The organism is Martinezella tropici (assembly GCF_008370325.1).
Taxonomy (GTDB): Bacteria; Pseudomonadota; Alphaproteobacteria; order Rhizobiales; family Rhizobiaceae; genus Rhizobium; species Rhizobium tropici_B.
The window spans coordinates 544,859-560,196 of the sequence record NZ_VNIP01000011.1 but is presented as its reverse complement, the minus strand read 5'-3'; the positions used below and the strand labels follow the sequence as shown (position 1 = coordinate 560,196).

General features: G+C 60.8%; 15 protein-coding genes. 6 read left to right on the top strand and 9 right to left on the bottom strand.

The features are described from left to right. Positions 1-89 precede the first annotated feature (89 nt). Both ribB and aroC read right to left on the bottom strand, forming a co-directional pair. On the bottom strand, positions 90-1,193 hold the full coding sequence (gene ribB, locus FP026_RS23655; RefSeq protein ID WP_149637021.1) for a 3,4-dihydroxy-2-butanone-4-phosphate synthase: 1,104 nt from the start codon (positions 1,191-1,193) through the stop codon (positions 90-92). 10 nt (positions 1,194-1,203) lie between these two features. Next, the gene (gene aroC, locus FP026_RS23650; protein WP_149637020.1) at positions 1,204-2,301 is read right to left on the bottom strand and encodes a chorismate synthase; all 1,098 of its coding nucleotides are present in this window, start codon (positions 2,299-2,301) and stop codon (positions 1,204-1,206) included. Between the two features lie 387 nt (positions 2,302-2,688). On the opposite strand from aroC, the gene FP026_RS23645 reads away from it, so the two are divergent. Continuing rightward, positions 2,689-2,949 (top strand): DUF1344 domain-containing protein, encoded by a 261-nt coding sequence (locus FP026_RS23645; protein WP_112341176.1) that lies wholly within the window; start codon positions 2,689-2,691, stop codon positions 2,947-2,949. A 113-nt stretch (positions 2,950-3,062) separates the two neighbouring features. Here FP026_RS23645 and FP026_RS23640 read toward each other — a convergent pair whose 3' ends face one another. The 4 genes from FP026_RS23640 to FP026_RS23625 all read right to left on the bottom strand — a co-directional run bounded on the left by FP026_RS23640 (position 3,063) and on the right by FP026_RS23625 (position 6,565). Continuing rightward, positions 3,063-3,659 carry a histidine phosphatase family protein gene (locus tag FP026_RS23640; RefSeq protein WP_149637019.1) on the bottom strand — a complete coding sequence of 199 codons (597 nt, stop codon included), beginning with the start codon at positions 3,657-3,659 and terminating at the stop codon, positions 3,063-3,065. A gap of 17 nt (positions 3,660-3,676) precedes the next feature. Continuing rightward, a complete protein-coding gene (gene fabI / locus FP026_RS23635; protein WP_149637018.1) occupies positions 3,677-4,495 on the bottom strand; it encodes an enoyl-ACP reductase FabI in 819 nt (272 codons plus the stop codon). 122 nt (positions 4,496-4,617) lie between these two features. After that, entirely contained in the window at positions 4,618-5,784 is a 1,167-nt protein-coding gene (locus FP026_RS23630) for a DnaJ domain-containing protein (protein WP_149637017.1), read from the bottom strand. A 322-nt stretch (positions 5,785-6,106) separates the two neighbouring features. Further along, a complete protein-coding gene (locus tag FP026_RS23625) occupies positions 6,107-6,565 on the bottom strand; it encodes an RT0821/Lpp0805 family surface protein (RefSeq protein WP_149637016.1) in 459 nt (152 codons plus the stop codon). Between the two features lie 65 nt (positions 6,566-6,630). On the opposite strand from FP026_RS23625, the gene pdxH reads away from it, so the two are divergent. Next, on the top strand, positions 6,631-7,251 hold the full coding sequence (gene pdxH / locus FP026_RS23620) for a pyridoxamine 5'-phosphate oxidase (RefSeq protein ID WP_149637015.1): 621 nt from the start codon (positions 6,631-6,633) through the stop codon (positions 7,249-7,251). 3 nt (positions 7,252-7,254) lie between these two features. Here the strand turns inward: pdxH and FP026_RS23615 are convergent, their stop codons facing one another. Next, a complete protein-coding gene (locus FP026_RS23615) occupies positions 7,255-8,313 on the bottom strand; it encodes a polysaccharide deacetylase family protein (RefSeq protein ID WP_149637014.1) in 1,059 nt (352 codons plus the stop codon). A 227-nt stretch (positions 8,314-8,540) separates the two neighbouring features. On the opposite strand from FP026_RS23615, the gene FP026_RS23610 reads away from it, so the two are divergent. Together FP026_RS23610 and FP026_RS23605 are read left to right on the top strand one after the other, a co-directional pair. Then, a complete protein-coding gene (locus FP026_RS23610; protein ID WP_149637013.1) occupies positions 8,541-9,833 on the top strand; it encodes a D-alanyl-D-alanine carboxypeptidase family protein in 1,293 nt (430 codons plus the stop codon). Positions 9,834-9,940: 107 nt separating this feature from the next. Next, on the top strand, positions 9,941-10,249 hold the full coding sequence (locus FP026_RS23605) for a pyrophosphatase (protein WP_149637012.1): 309 nt from the start codon (positions 9,941-9,943) through the stop codon (positions 10,247-10,249). An 11-nt stretch (positions 10,250-10,260) separates the two neighbouring features. On the opposite strand, the gene tldD is transcribed toward FP026_RS23605, so the two are convergent. Both tldD and FP026_RS23595 read right to left on the bottom strand, forming a co-directional pair. Beyond that, a complete protein-coding gene (gene tldD / locus FP026_RS23600; RefSeq protein WP_149637011.1) occupies positions 10,261-11,676 on the bottom strand; it encodes a metalloprotease TldD in 1,416 nt (471 codons plus the stop codon). A 62-nt stretch (positions 11,677-11,738) separates the two neighbouring features. Next, complete coding sequence (locus FP026_RS23595; RefSeq protein ID WP_149637010.1) at positions 11,739-12,362, bottom strand: invasion associated locus B family protein; 624 nt, start codon at positions 12,360-12,362, stop codon at positions 11,739-11,741. Positions 12,363-12,699: 337 nt separating this feature from the next. Between FP026_RS23595 and coxB the strand changes: the two genes are divergently transcribed. Together coxB and ctaD are read left to right on the top strand one after the other, a co-directional pair. Beyond that, entirely contained in the window at positions 12,700-13,590 is an 891-nt protein-coding gene (gene coxB / locus FP026_RS23590; protein WP_149637009.1) for a cytochrome c oxidase subunit II, read from the top strand. Between the two features lie 14 nt (positions 13,591-13,604). Next, complete coding sequence (gene ctaD, locus FP026_RS23585) at positions 13,605-15,299, top strand: cytochrome c oxidase subunit I (RefSeq protein WP_149637008.1); 1,695 nt, start codon at positions 13,605-13,607, stop codon at positions 15,297-15,299. The last annotated feature ends 39 nt before the right edge of the window (positions 15,300-15,338 follow it).

The following is a 15,338-nucleotide window of genomic DNA, read 5'->3' as shown; positions in this document are numbered from 1 at the left end:
GGGTGACAACTGTTTGGCTGCGGAGATCGACGCGATCACCCCACCCCGGCACTTCGTGCCGACCCTCCCCCTCGAGGGGAGGGTAAAGATCAGCAAATCTCCGTCGTAGCGATCTTGATGCCGAAGCCTTCCAGGCCGACATAGTGCCGCTCGCGGCTGGTGAGCAGCTTGATCGAGCTGACGCCGAGATCCTTCAGGATCTGCGCGCCAAGGCCGATTTCCAGCCACTCGCTGTCGCGCGCCTGCGCCTCGGCATGGATTTCGCGTTCGGCCTGGCGCGCCTTGCGGCCATTGTCGAAATGGCCGACGCCGACGGAGCCTTCGCGAAGATAGACGATGATGCCACGGCCTTCCTCGGCGATCTTCTTCATGTAGAAATCAACCGGACGGCGCTTGCCGAACAGATCCTCGGCGACGCTTTCGGGATGCAGGCGCACCGGGATATCGACACCGTCGCGGATATCGCCGAAGACGACGGCGAGATGCTGCATCGGGTCCCAGGGCAGGGAATAGGTATGTGCCCGCGCCTTGCCGAACGGCGTCTCGATATCGAAGCTGGCGCCGAGCTCGATCAGGGTTTCCTTGCGCTGACGATAGGCGATGAGGTCGGCGACGGAGACGAGCTTCAGCCCGTGCTGCTCGGCGAATTCAACCACTTGCTGGCCGCGCGTCACCGTGCCGTCGTCATTGACGAGCTCGCTGATGACACCGATCGGCGGTAGGCCGGCGAGCTTGCAGAGATCGACCGCGGCTTCCGTATGACCGGAGCGCATCAGTACGCCGCCCTCACGGGCAACGAGTGGGAAGATATGGCCGGGGCGGACGAAATCGCTCGCGCCGATGTTCGGATTGGCGAGATTACGCACGGTCAGCGTCCGGTCGTCGGCGGAAATGCCTGTTGTCGTGCCGTGCTTGAAATCCACGGAGACGGTGAAGGCTGTCGTATGGGCGGAATCATTCTCTGCGACCATGGCGTTGAGGTTGAGCCGCTTGGCTTCCTCGCGTGGCATCGGCGTGCAGACGATGCCGGACGTATGCCGAACGATGAAAGCCATCTTTTCGGACGTGCAGTGAACGGCGGCGACGATCAGGTCGCCTTCGTTTTCGCGATCGTTATCGTCCATGACGACGACGATCTCGCCGGCTTCGAAAGCCCGGATGGCATCGACAACGCGCTTCTGGTCGTAAGACATTTCGAAATTCCTACCTCTGCTGGCCCGTCTGGCCGCGATCCCTCAGATAATGGTCGGCAACGGCGCAGGCAACCATTGCTTCGCCGATCGGCACGGCACGAATGCCGACGCACGGATCGTGGCGGCCCTTGGTGCGCACATCGACATTATTGCCGTCGGCATCGATCGACTGGCGTTCCGTCAGGATCGAGGAGGTCGGCTTGATGGCGAAGCGCGCCACAATCGGCTCGCCGGTGGAAATGCCGCCCAAAATGCCGCCGGCATGGTTCGACAGGAAGATGCGCTTGCCGTCATTGCCCATGCGCATCGCATCGGCATTTTCCTCGCCGGTCAGTTCGGCGGAGGCGAAACCCTCACCGATTTCTACGCCCTTGACGGCGTTGATCGACATCAGCAGCGAGGCGATATCCTGGTCGAGCTTGCCGTAGATCGGGGCGCCGAGACCCGCCGGCACGCCTTCGGCCACGACTTCGACCACGGCGCCGATCGAGGAGCCGGCCTTGCGGATGCCGTCAAGATATTCTTCCCATACTGGCACGATTTCGGGGTCCGGAGCAAAGAACGGATTCTGATTCACCTCGGCCCAATCCCAGTTGGCGCGGTTGATCTTGTGTTTGCCGATCTGCACCAGCGCGCCGCGGATGGTTACGCCGGGCACGACGAGGCGGGCAATGCCGCCGGCCGCGACGCGTGCGGCCGTCTCGCGCGCCGACGAGCGGCCACCACCGCGATAGTCGCGGATGCCGTATTTGACGTCATAGGTATAATCGGCGTGGCCTGGGCGGTAGCGCCGCGCGATCTCGCCATAATCCTTCGAACGCTGGTCGGTATTCTCGATCAGCATCGAGATCGGCGTGCCGGTCGAGATCATCGTCTCGCCGTCCTCGTCCATCATCACGCCCGAAAGAACCTTGACGAGATCGTCCTCGCGCCGCTGCGTGACGAAGCGCGATTGTCCGGGCTTGCGCTTGTCGAGCCAGGCCTGGATGTCTTGGAGCTTGAAGCGGAGGCCAGGAGGGCAGCCATCGACGACACAGCCGAGCGCCGGACCATGGCTTTCGCCCCAGGTGGTGACGCGGAAAAGATGACCGAATGTATTGTGCGACATGGGAAACGACCGGTTTGCTGCAGCCCGATGAACAGACCGCCTTTTCTCTCTTGCAATTGCGGCACACTCATAGAGCATGATGCCGAAAAGTGTAAGCGGTTTTCGGGCGACATCATGCTCTACTCTTTGATTCCAATGCCGGATGATCGAGGCCAAAAAGCCGGCAAGACAAAATCTTTCTTTTCGCTGCCACGGAAGCGCCGCCCGACGCCGTCTTCCGTCGGTCATCGGTATGGTAAACAAAGATTAATCCGCACTGTGGATTGTGACGACACATTCACCAATTGGGCGAGCGAAGCCACTATTGCGGGCAACTTCCGCCATATTCGCCGTGTTTTCTAAGCCGCATAAGAAAACACAATCAAATTGACCTGAAGGGTAACGACCATGCGCTTTTTTGTAGCGACGCTTTTGGCCACGGCAAGCCTGCTTGCGCCCGTCGCAGGCTTTGCCGAAAGCGCCGATGTCGAGGCAACGATCAAGAAGGTCGATGCGAAGAACTTCAGCATCACGCTGGATGACGGCAAGAACTATCAGGTGCCGGAGGATTTCGATTTCAACGGCCTGCAGGCCGGCGTGAAGGTCGTCGTCTTCTACACGGAAGTCGACGGCAAGCGCGTCGTCAACGATCTCGATATCGTTCAGTAAATGCTGGTCCCGCCGGGCAGCCGGCGGCTCGGAAGCTATTCAAGCTCAGGAGATGGTCGTTCCGCCATGGTTTCGCAGATCCCCGTCGCCCTTGGTCTCAATGCGGAACCGCTCTACATCCAGCCGATGATTTTCATATGAGGATCGACCTTCAGGATCTGGTCCTGATGAATAGGGATTTCGGCCGCCTCTTCCTTTTCGACATCGCCGATCAGGCGAAACAATGTGCGGATGACGCCGCCATGCGTGACGCAAACGGTTGGCCGGTCGACGGCTGTCAGCCACGAGCCGACGCGCCAGGAGAGGATTTCATAGCTTTCGGCATCATCGCCCGGTGGGATGAAATCCCACTTGTTCGCCTTGCGCTCGGCAAGCCGGTCGGGCTCAGTCGCCTTCAGTTCCTTGAGCGTGAAGCCTTCCCAGGCGCCGAACGACAGCTCGACCAGCCTGTCGTCGGTACTGTAATCCTTGGGCGGCAGGCCCATGGCGTCCCTCGCGATCTCCATGGTCTCGCGCGTGCGGCGCAGGGGACTGGCGATGAAATCGAAGGGCCGGTTTTCGAAGGCGAGGATTTCGGCAAGATCGATGCCGTTCTGCCGTGCCTGTTCGCGGCCGATGGCATTGAGATCGATGTCCCTCTGCCCTTGCAGGCGGCGCTCGGCATTCCAGTCGGTCTGACCGTGACGTATCACATAGAGGATGGGCGACACGGTCAGATTTCCTGTTTTCAGTCCTTCGCGACGGAAATGTCAGGCGCGTCCACGGCCTTCATGCCGACCGTGTGGTAGCCGGAATCGACATGGTGGATTTCGCCCGTGACGGCCGTCGACAGATCGGACAGCAGATAGAGCGCGGAGTTGCCGACTTCGTCGATCGTAACGGTCCGCTTCAGCGGCGCGTTGTATTCATTCCACTTCAGGATGTAGCGGAAATCGCCGATACCCGAGGCTGCGAGCGTCTTGATCGGGCCGGCCGAAATTGCGTTGACGCGGATGCCTCGGCCGCCGAGATCGACGGCGAGGTAGCGTACGCTCGCTTCCAGAGCCGCCTTGGCGACGCCCATGACGTTGTAATGCGGCATTACCTTCTCTGCACCGTAATAGGTGAGGGTGATCATGGAGCCGCCGTCATTCATGATTCGCTCGGCGCGCTGCGCAACCGCCGTGAAGGAATAGACGGAGATGTCCATCGTCTTCGTGAAGTTGTCGCGGCTGGTATCGAGGTAGCGGCCGGTCAGCTCATCCTTGTCGGAGAAGGCGATGGCGTGCACGACGAAATCGATCTTGCCCCATTTCGCTTCAAGCGTGTCGATGACCGCATCGATCGTTGCCGGCTCGGTCACGTCGCAATGGCCTGCCATGAAGGCGCCGAGTTCCTGAGCAAGCGGCTCGACGCGCTTCTTGAGGGCGTCGCCCTGCCACGTCAATGCGATTTCGGCTCCGGCATCCGAACAGGCTTTGGCAATACCCCACGCTATCGAACGGTTGTTTGCTACGCCGAGGATGACGCCGCGCTTGCCTGCCATGAGGCCAGTGGATTGAGCCATATTCTGCTCCCTTGAACTTTCGAATGACCCTGCCTATGGCATAGGCCGTTCCCCTGTTCAAGCATCGTAAAGATCATCAACTGTTAGGGATCGTAACAAAGGGTGCTGTAGTCACTAAAATTTCACAGGAAAAGCCCTTCGCGCATGCTGCGCATCAGATCCGTAACCTTATCATCCGGTTTTTCCCACAGCATCAGCCGCAATTCGACGACGAGATCGCCTTTTCCGCCATTGCCGTCGGGCAATCCCTCGCCGGGAATGCGAACGATCTGATCCGAACCGGACCAGGCCGGCACTATCAGCTTGACCGGTCCGTTCAGCCCCTCGACGGTCGTTTCGCAGCCGAGGACAGCATTCTCGATGGTGACGGGCAACATGGTGCGTACATCGCTGCCGTCGAGCGTGAAGCGCCCGTCGGTCGACAGATGGACGGTGATGGCAACATCGCCGCGCAGCATGCCCTGCAGCTTCAGCCCCTGGCCCTTCAAATGCAGCACCTGGCCGTTGGCGATATCCGTCGTCGCCTGGAAGCGCGCCTCGCGGCCATCCGACAGCGGAACGGTGATCCAACGGCTCTTCAACATGTCGTCGAGCGTCACGGTGGCTTCGGCGGCAACCTCGGGCGTCTTTTCCGGCGGCTTCTCCTGGACATTGCCGCCGGTAAAACGGCGCACGAGCGAACCGAGGAGGCCGAAGGTGGAGCGTGGACCGGCGGGAGAGGTTCCGGTCGCCAGCAGTTCCTCCTCCGCGTGTGTTTCTTCCGCAGCAGCCGCGTTGGCCTCCTGCTGCTTTTCGGCGTGCTGGGCCGCGGTCTCGGTGGCTGCGGCCTGATCTTGTTGCTGCGTGCGACCGGACTTTACCCCGAATATGCGCTCGACCACGTCTTCGGGTGTCTCGCTTGTCGCATTGTGCTGAGCCGATGCGGCGGAGGCGGCGGCCTTGCGTGCATTCGCCCGGGCAAGCTCCTCCATGATCTTCTCGGCATTGGCGCGCGCGGCCCTGGCGCGCTCGGCAGCCTCGCGCGCCGCCTGGCGCTGCTGCATGATCGTCTGCTCTTGGCTCTGGCCCTTGGCTTCCGCCATGCGCGCGATCTGATCGTAACGGCTGCGCTTCTGCGGATCCTTCAGCGTCTCATAGGCGTGGCCGATTTCGGCGAAACGCTCCGACGCTGTTGGATCGCCCAGATTGTGATCCGGATGAGCGGACTTTGCCAGTTTGCGCCAGGCAGCCTTGATTTCGTCGGCTCCAGCATCCTGCTTAACGCCCAACACCTTATAAGGATCGCGCATCTTTCCCGCCATTGTTCATGGGTATGCCAAGCCCCGTCGCAGCATCCCAAGCAAAGAACCAATTGATCGCGCTTCATCCCCATGCTTCCCGTTAGGGAGGCACGGCCGATGCGCGTATGAACCGATCCTGCGGGAAGAGTTGCTAATCAGGCGTTACGCCGGGCGGGAACCATCAACTTCCATTTCTGCGCATGGTTAGCGGATTGCTAACGATGAATGCCGGAAGCCGTAGCGGCCGGCGCGTCGACTATCCTGCCGTTCGGCAGCGTCGATGGCACGCGGAAACTGGGTCGATGGCATGCGGAAAAAAGAAGAAAAGCGATCAGCCGGCTTGCTGGAAACTCAGCAGCTGCCATTCGCCCTGACCGACAAGGCAGGTCCTGCCGGAAAAATTGGCGATGCCCTGATAAGAGTGGCGGCTGGTGCGGAACTGCCGGCAAACCACGCCGGATGCATTGCTTTCGACGATCGTGTCGATGACGCCGGCGCTGCCCGTTGAAGCGTTTGCCCAGGGAATGGACTGGCCGCTGAGCTTTTGAAGATCCGCCGAGGTCACCGCATTGCGCACCGTCGTTTCGTCGGAGATGCTGTCCGTGGTGACAGGTGCAGTCGGCACCGTGCCAGTCGATACGCTGCGATCGACCTTGGCCGAGCTCAGGTAGTCCATGCCGCCGCCGACGCAGCCGCCAAGGGTGAAAAGGGAGACAAGGACGACGGCCATCGTCACGCCTTTTGCAAGCTTGCGCTTTGTATGAACGGTCGACTTTGCTATGACTTCCACCCGAACGTTTTTGGTCAGCCGGAGGGGCCGGCGGTTATTGGGAATTGCGGAGTATTTGAACTAATATGTCGGAAAACGAGTTAACAAGCGGTGACTTCACCGAGCAGAACGAACCTTTCGCTCTTTTCGCGGCCTGGCTGCGCGAAGCAGAGACCACGGAGCTGAACGATCCGAACGCGGTCGCCTTGGCAACGGTGGATAAGGATGGATTGCCAAATGTCCGCATGGTTCTTCTGAAGGGTTTTGATAGCGACGGATTCGTCTTCTATACGAACTTCGAAAGCCAGAAAGGTCAAGAAATTCTTTACCACAAGAAAGCGGCCATGTGTTTCCACTGGAAATCGCTGCGCCGCCAGGTGCGTCTGCGCGGTGTGGTTGAAGTGGTGAGCGACCAGGAAGCGGATGAGTATTTCAAGACCAGGGCGCGCGGAAGCCGCATCGGCGCCTGGGCTTCGAAGCAGTCCCGCCCGCTCGAGGGCCGCTTTGCGTTGGAAAAGGCGGTCGCCGAATATACCGCCCGCTATGCCATCGGCGACATTCCGCGCCCGTCCCATTGGTCCGGTTTCCGCATTCGGCCGCTGTCGATCGAGTTCTGGCATGACCGACAGTTCCGCTTGCACGATCGCATCGAGTTTCGCCGCGAGGTGCCGGAAGGCGCCTGGCAGAAGGTGCGGATGTATCCTTAACTCCTATGCCGTTTCCCGGCGCCCCATCAATCGCATGGGGATGCCGGAGGCGAGCGCCGATGCGTAGCGGGGCTTCTGGTAATGGCCGTTTAGAGATAGCCGCGGCAGGAGCATCGGCGCAGTGCCATTCGTCGGCATGATCGTGCCGGGGCGCGTCGTGACGCCGAGGGAAAAGCCGAGTTCTGCCGCGAGCCTGCCCTCGCGTGGCGATACGGCTTCAAGCGTGCCGTAAGGATAGGCGATCGAGAGCGGCCGGTTCCCGGTGATATCGGCGACATAATCGGCCGAAAGCGCCATTTCCGCGGCTGCCTCCGCCTCCGGCAGCCGCGACAGCGCACGATGGCTTACCGTATGCGCGCCGAGCGAGGCGAGGGGATGGCGAGCGAGTTGCCTCAGTTCGGTCCGATCCATGATCGATGCGCGGACGATATCGAGCGGTTCCAGGCCGTGACGGCGGGCAAGCTCGTCGATCCGGCCGACGGCCTCGCTTTCGTCGTGGCCGTGAACGAAGGCGGCGAAGCGGGCAAATGCCGTATGCTTGTGGCTCTCCTTGCCGAGCGGCAGGAATTCGCCGCCAGCGCCGAAATCGAATGTCAGCCGATCCAGCCGGCCAAGCAGTTCGGCGAGCGTTTCCCACCATATGCTGTGGCTCCGCTCCGAGAGCCCCTGGGCGATGAAGACGGTAAAGGGCGCATCGTGACGGGAGAAGACCGGCAGGGCGTGTTCGAGGTTGTTCCGATTGCCGTCGTCGAGCGTGAAGGCGACGAAGGGCGGCTTGCCGGCGGCATTCGTCAGTCGTGACGGAAGAGCGTCAAGGGTGATGAATTCATAGCCATCCTTTTTCAGCCGTGCGATCGCCCGGTCGAGAAAATCGGGCGAAACCTCGAGATGCGCATTGGGCGCAAAGCGGCGGGAAAGGGCAGGGCGGACATGATGAAGGGTGAAGATGGCGCCGAGGCCGGCAACGTCGCGCATCAGGCCGGCACCCTTCAGAATTGCGGCAGCCTCCAATCCGCTGGAAATCATCCTGCGCTTGAGGCGGACCTTGATGCCCTGTTCCATGCGGATCGACCCGGTTGACCAACGTCAACGCTCTAGCGCATCCCCGTTAAACCTTACTGAATCTTTGCCATAATTTCCAATGCGTTAATGGTTATTTTACCAGGAACGGCAAAATTGAAGAACTATCGAGGCTGTTGCCTCAATATCGCACCGGTATCAGGCTTTTTGTCGCAAAATCATACAGGGATTGATGCGGTGTGTTGGCATTCTTTCGGTTGGGGACAATTATGAAAAGACTTTTGATGGCTCTGTCTGCGGCCGTCTTGCTGGTGAGCGCTCCTGCGGCGAGCTTTGCCGGCAGCGCCTATTTCATCATGGATGCGAAGACCGGCAAGGTATTGGCATCAAGCAATGCCGATGACCTCAACCATCCGGCATCGCTGACTAAGATGATGACCTTGTACATGGCCTTCGAGGCGATCCACCGCGGAAAGCTCAGCTGGAACACAAGGATACCGGTATCGCGTTTTGCCGCCGCTAAGCCGCCGACCAAGCTCGGCCTGAAGCCCGGCAGCACGGTGACCGTCCGCGAAGCGGTTGACGGCATGATCATCAAGTCTGCCAATGACGCCGCAACCGCCATGGCGGAGGCGCTCGGCGGCAGCGAAAGCGGCTTTGCCCGGCTGATGACGCAAAAGGCGCGGGAAATCGGCATGCGCCGCACCACCTTCCTCAATGCTTCCGGCCTCCCGAACATTCAGCAGTGGACGACGGCCCGCGATATGTCGACGCTCGCCGTCGCGCTCATCAACAACTACCCCCAGGAATACCGGCTCTTCTCGCAGACGAGCTTCAGCTATCGCGGCCGCAGCGTTCACGGCCATAACAATCTGATGTATCGCTATGAAGGCATGGACGGCATCAAGACCGGCTATACCAATGCCTCCGGCTTCAACTTGGTCAGCGCCGTGCGTCAGGGCAATCGCCGCGTGATCGGCGTCGTCATGGGCGGCGCCACGGCGCGCGGCCGCGACGCGCTGATGGCATCGCTGCTGGATCGCTACATTCCGAAGGCAAACCCCGTTTCGTCATCGCGCCTGTTTGCAAGTGTCGGCGGCGGCAAGGTTCCGCAGCAGGTCGAAGTAGCCTCGGCTTCCGACGATGTTGCCGTCGATGTCGATGCCCAGACCACCGCCACGACGACGCCGGCGCGCAAGCGCGTCGAGGTCGTCCCGATGGCATTTGCCGCGGCCTCGAACGTCACCGTGCCGATGGATCGCCCGGCTGCGATGGATGAGATCCTCGTTGCCAACAAAACAGCGGCAACCGGCAGCTGGCAGGTGCAGATCGCCGCAACGCCGACCGCCCAGGCCGCCAAGGATCTGTTGTCCGAAGCCAAGTCCAGGGCCGGCAATGCGCTTGCCAACGCTTCACCCTATACCGAAGCCGTCGGCAAGGGTGCCGGCACGGTCTATCGCGCCCGATTCGTCGGCTTTGCAAGCCGCGACGATGCGAATTCCGCCTGCTCGGCTCTGAAGCGCAAGGATTTCGATTGCATGCTACTGCCGAGCAAAGGCTGAGCATAGTTCCAATTCGATAAAGTCGAGCCGGCGGGGCAAGCTCCGCCGGCTCGACTTTTTTGTAGGAATCGTTCATGTATGTTGAGAACATAAGAGGAACGATATCGATGCTGTCAGATCTGATGAAGCAATTCGAAGCGGCTTCGGCGACCTATGCCGCCGATAACGGCCTGGAACGCGACGATGACTGGTTCGTCCTGAAGCTCCAGGAGGAAATGGGCGAATTGATTCAGATCTGGAACAAGATCACGGGCCGAGGGCGCCGCAAGGGCATGAGCGAGTCCGAGCTGGCAACGGCATTGGCCGACGAGACGGCGGACGTGCTCGGCCATATCCTTCTCTTCGCACACCGCAACGGCCTCGATCTCAACGCCGCCGTCGAGCGCAAATGGCTCTTCCGCCCGCAGGAAAATTAGGGCAGGAGGCTTTAGGCCTTGGTGCCACCCACCGTGATCTGATCCATCCGCAGGTGCGGCTGACCGACGCCGACGGGCACCCATTGGCCCGCCTTGCCGCAATTGCCGATGCCGGTATCGAGCTTCGTGTCGTTGCCGATCATCGAAACGCGCTTCATGGCATCCGGCCCATTGCCGATCAGCATGGCGCCCTTGATCGGCGCACCGATCTTGCCGTCCTCGATGAGGTAGGCCTCGGTGCAGCCGAAGACGAATTTACCCGACGTGATATCCACCTGGCCGCCGCCGAAGGAGACGGCGTAGATGCCCTTCTTCACCGCGGCGATGATTTCTTCCGGGGTCTTGTCACCACCAAGCATATAGGTGTTGGTCATGCGCGGCATCGGCGTATGGGCATAGCCCTGGCGGCGGCCGTTGCCGGTCGCCTTCATGCCCATCAGCCGCGCATTCTGCCGGTCCTGCATGTAGCCGACGAGCTTGCCGTTTTCGATCAGCACATTGTAGGCCGAAGGCGTGCCTTCGTCGTCCACGGTGATCGAGCCGCGACGGTTCTCGATCGTGCCGTCGTCGACGACGGTGACGCCGGGTGCGGCGACCATCTGGCCCAGCAGCCCCGCGAAAGCCGATGTCTTCTTGCGGTTGAAATCGCCTTCCAGTCCGTGGCCGACAGCTTCGTGCAGCATGACGCCCGGCCAGCCGGAGCCGAGCACGACGTCCATCGTGCCCGCCGGCGCCTCGATCGCCTCGAGATTGACCAGCGCCTGGCGCAGGGCTTCGTCGGCGCCAAGATGCCAATTGTCCTGGGTCACGAAATCGCCGAAGCCGATGCGCCCGCCGGTGCCGAAGGAGCCGGATTCCTGCCGGTCGCCGTCACCTACGATCACGGAGATGTTGATGCGCGTCATCGGACGGATATCGCGCACGCGATGGCCGTCGGCGCGAAGGATGTCGACCACCTGCCAGCTTGCGGCGATGGATGCCGTCACCTGGCGCACCTTGTCGTCCTTGTCGCGCAGATAGCTGTCGATCTGCTGGAGGAGCTTTGCCTTTTCCTCGAAGCTCGGCGTGCCGATCGGGTTCTCGTCGCCGTAAAGCACCTTGTTGGTGCGCTGCGGTGCGGCTGCATAGGAGCCCGCATAACCCGAAGTGACCGCACGCACGGCATCGGCGGCGCGTCTCAAGGCGGCTTCGGAAAGGTCGCCCGCATGGGCATAGCCCACGGACTCGCCGGCAACGGCACGAAGGCCGAAGCCCTGTTCCGTGTTGAAGCTGCCGCCCTTCATCCGGCCATTGTCGAATGTCAGCGATTCCGCCTGGACATGCTCGACGAAGAGCTCTCCGTCATCGGCACCCAACAGGGCTTCGGCGACGATGCCGCGCAGCTTGGCTTCGTCGGCATCGAAAAGGGTAAGGAGATCGGTATTCATGGATCAGTGCTCCGTTCAGAGCCGATGTAGGCTTCGCATGGCGCAAGAGCAAGCCCATCCCGTCAAGGAAGGGCGTCGTAGCCGTCCGCGAAGCCCTTCAAGTCCACAGGAATACCGATGCCTTCCTCCGGCGACTGGAAGACGATGAAGGTTGCAGTCGCGCCGCTGCGCAGCGTCTTCAGCAATTCGTCCTCAAGCACGACTTCGGCATAGCAGCCATCGGAGAAGCAGCGTACGAAATAGGCGCGGCCGATATCCTTGCCGTCGATATTGAGGCCGAGACCGTTCGGCAGCAGCACGCCGAGCGGCGCAAGTACGCGCAGGATCTTCGACTTGCGGTCGGCCGTCTTCAGCACGACGACGGAAAGGCCGATTTCCGGGCGGTCCTCGGCGATGACGTTCTGCATCAGCGCGCATTGCTCGGCTGAGGCGCCGGCGGGCTTGTCGCAGACGACGGACCATGCGCCGTGGCTGGAGCGCACGGTGCCCGGTGGTTGCGGAACCTGGCTCGTGGGAACCTGCTGCGTATGCGGCTGTGGCTTGCCCTGCTGTTCGGGCTGCAACTGCTGGGTCTGCTGCGCCGGCGGCTGGGCCTGTTGTGCCTGCTGCGCCCATGCGGGTGCCGCGGCTGCAGCAGCGATGCTGCTGGTAACAAGCAAAAGCCGGGCGAGGGAACGAAAACCCATGGAAACCTCTAGATTCGAATCAGTGCCGCTATTGTTGAAGCCCAGGCCGGCAAATGAAAAGCCCCGGCTGCTGGATTCCAACCGACTACGGCGGAAATACGACGTCTACTCCATTTTGTCCCGGCGGCGCCATGGACCATCATGCAATTTTTCGTATGATGATGAAATGCTTGCCATGTCCGGGGCAGGCATGGGGGGATATTCGCGCAAAAATGCCGCACTAACAAATCTCTTGAGTTGTTGCGGAGTACCCCAAACTGTGGTTTGAAGCGCAATGGATTGTAGGGATACTGCGTTTGAGGAAGATCTGGGATCAAACGCTGGAGGGAGAGACATCGTGATTAAAAGAGCTTACGCGGCTCTGACGGCTATGATCTGTCTGCTTTTCGCGACAGGCAGTTATGCCGATCAGCCGAGACCCTGGGAAACCGGTATGCAGCAGGCGGCGACCGGCAACATGCATCAAATCCGCTGGTTTGAAGCATACACGCTTTGGTTTATCATTCCGATCACGCTGCTGGTTCTCGTCCTCCTGGTCGTGGTTATGGTGAAGTTCCGGGCTTCCAGGAACCCGGTTCCGTCTAGGACGAGCCACAACACCCTGATCGAAGTCATCTGGACCATCGGCCCGGTCCTCGTCCTTCTCTTCCTGGCCATTCCCTCCTTCAATCTTCTCACCGATCAGCTGACATTTCCCGAGCAGACCGACGTAACCGTCAAGGCGACGGCGACGCAGTGGCAGTGGAATTACGAGTATGAGAACAGCGGCGCGACGCCAGTCGCTTTCGATTCCTTCATGCTGAAGGAGCAGGATCGCACCACCGCCGGCAAGGACGACAAGTCGAAATATCCGCGGCTTCTCGCCGTCGACAACGAAATGGTCGTGCCGGTCGGCAAGAACGTCCGCCTCCTCGTCACGGCCGCGCCGGCCGATGTCATTCATTCCTTCGCAATGCCTTCCTTCGGCATCAGGATCGATGCCATTCCCGGCCGTCTGAACGAAACATGGTTCAAGGCCGACCGTGAAGGCCTGTTTTATGGTCAGTGTTCCGAGCTTTGCGGCAAGGATCACTCTTTCATGCCGATCGCCATCCGCGTCGTCTCCGACGATCAGTACAAGCAGTGGCTGGCCTCAGCCGCAACTGATCTGAGCAAGGCGAACAAGGCTCTGATGGCCGCCGTCGACGAACCGACGACCGTCAAGGTCGCCGAAAACACGGCCAAGTAAGAGGGATAGGAACAATGGCTGGATCCAAGGCACACGATGATCACTCGCACGATCTTCAGGACGCGCACGCGCATGACGATCATCACGCGCACACGCCGACCTTCGCCGAGCGTTGGCTGTATTCGACGAATCACAAGGACATCGGCACGCTCTACCTGATCTTCGCGATTTTCGCGGGCGTGATCGGCTTCCTCCTGTCCGTTGCCATCCGCATGGAATTGCAGGAGCCCGGCATACAGATCTTCAGCGGTCTGGCGTCGATGGTCTATGGTTTTTCGGGCGATGCCGCCATTGATGGTGGCAAGCAGATGTACAATGTCTTCGTCACCGCCCATGCGCTGATCATGATCTTCTTCATGGTCATGCCGGCGATGATCGGCGGTTTCGCCAACTGGATGGTGCCGATCATGATCGGCGCGCCTGACATGGCCTTCCCGCGCCTCAACAATATCTCGTTCTGGCTTCTCGTCCCGGCCTTCCTGCTGCTCATCCTCTCGATGTTCGTTGAAGGTCCGGCAGGCGCCTATGGCGCGGGCGGCGGCTGGACGATGTATGCGCCCCTGTCAGGCACGGTCGGCCATCCAGGCCCGGCGATCGATCTGGTCATCTTCGCGCTGCATATCGCGGGTGCCTCCTCGATCCTCGGCGCGATCAACTTCATCACGACGATCCTCAACATGCGCGCGCCGGGCATGACGCTGCACAAGATGCCGCTGTTTGCCTGGTCGGTGCTGATCACCGCCTTCCTGCTGCTGCTGTCGCTGCCGGTTCTGGCCGGCGCCATCACCATGCTGCTGACGGACCGCAATTTCGGCACGACCTTCTTCGCGCCGGAAGGCGGCGGCGACCCGCTGCTCTACCAGCACCTGTTCTGGTTCTTCGGCCATCCGGAAGTCTACATCCTGATCCTGCCCGGCTTCGGCATGATCAGCCACATCATCTCCACCTTCTCGCGCAAGCCGATCTTCGGCTACCTCGGCATGGCCTATGCCATGGTCGCGATTGGCGCCGTCGGCTTCGTCGTCTGGGCTCACCACATGTATGTGACCGGCCTTTCGCTCGACACGCAGCGCTACTTCGTGTTCGCCACGATGGTTATCGCTGTCCCGACGGGCGTGAAGATCTTCTCCTGGATTGCGACGATGTGGGGCGGTTCCATCGAGTTCCGCACGCCGATGATCTGGGCGCTCGGCTTCATCTTCCTGTTCACGCTCGGCGGCGTCACGGGCGTTCAGCTCGCCAATGCCGGCCTGGACCGGGAACTGCATGCGACCTACTTCGTGGTGGCACACTTCCACTACGTCCTGTCGCTCGGCGCCGTCTTCGCCATCTTTGCCGCCTGGTACTACTGGTTCCCGAAGATGACCGGCTACATGTACAATGAGCGGATCGGCAACTGGCACTTCTGGATCACCTTCATCGGTGTGAACATGGTGTTCTTCCCGCAGCATTTCCTGGGTCGTGCCGGCATGCCGCGCCGCTACATCGACTATCCGGACGCCTATGCCGGCTGGAATTTCGTCTCCTCCATCGGCTCCTATGTCGCAGCCGTAGGCCTTTGCTTCTTCTTCTGGGGCGTTATAGATGCATTCTCGAAGAAGCGCGTTGCAGGCGATAATCCCTGGGGCGAGGGCGCAACCACGCTCGAGTGGCAGCTTTCGTCGCCGCCGCCCCACCACCAGTGGGAAGAGCTGCCGCGCATCAAGTAGCCTGTTTCCGGACGCCGTGATAAACGGCGTCCGGCTCAA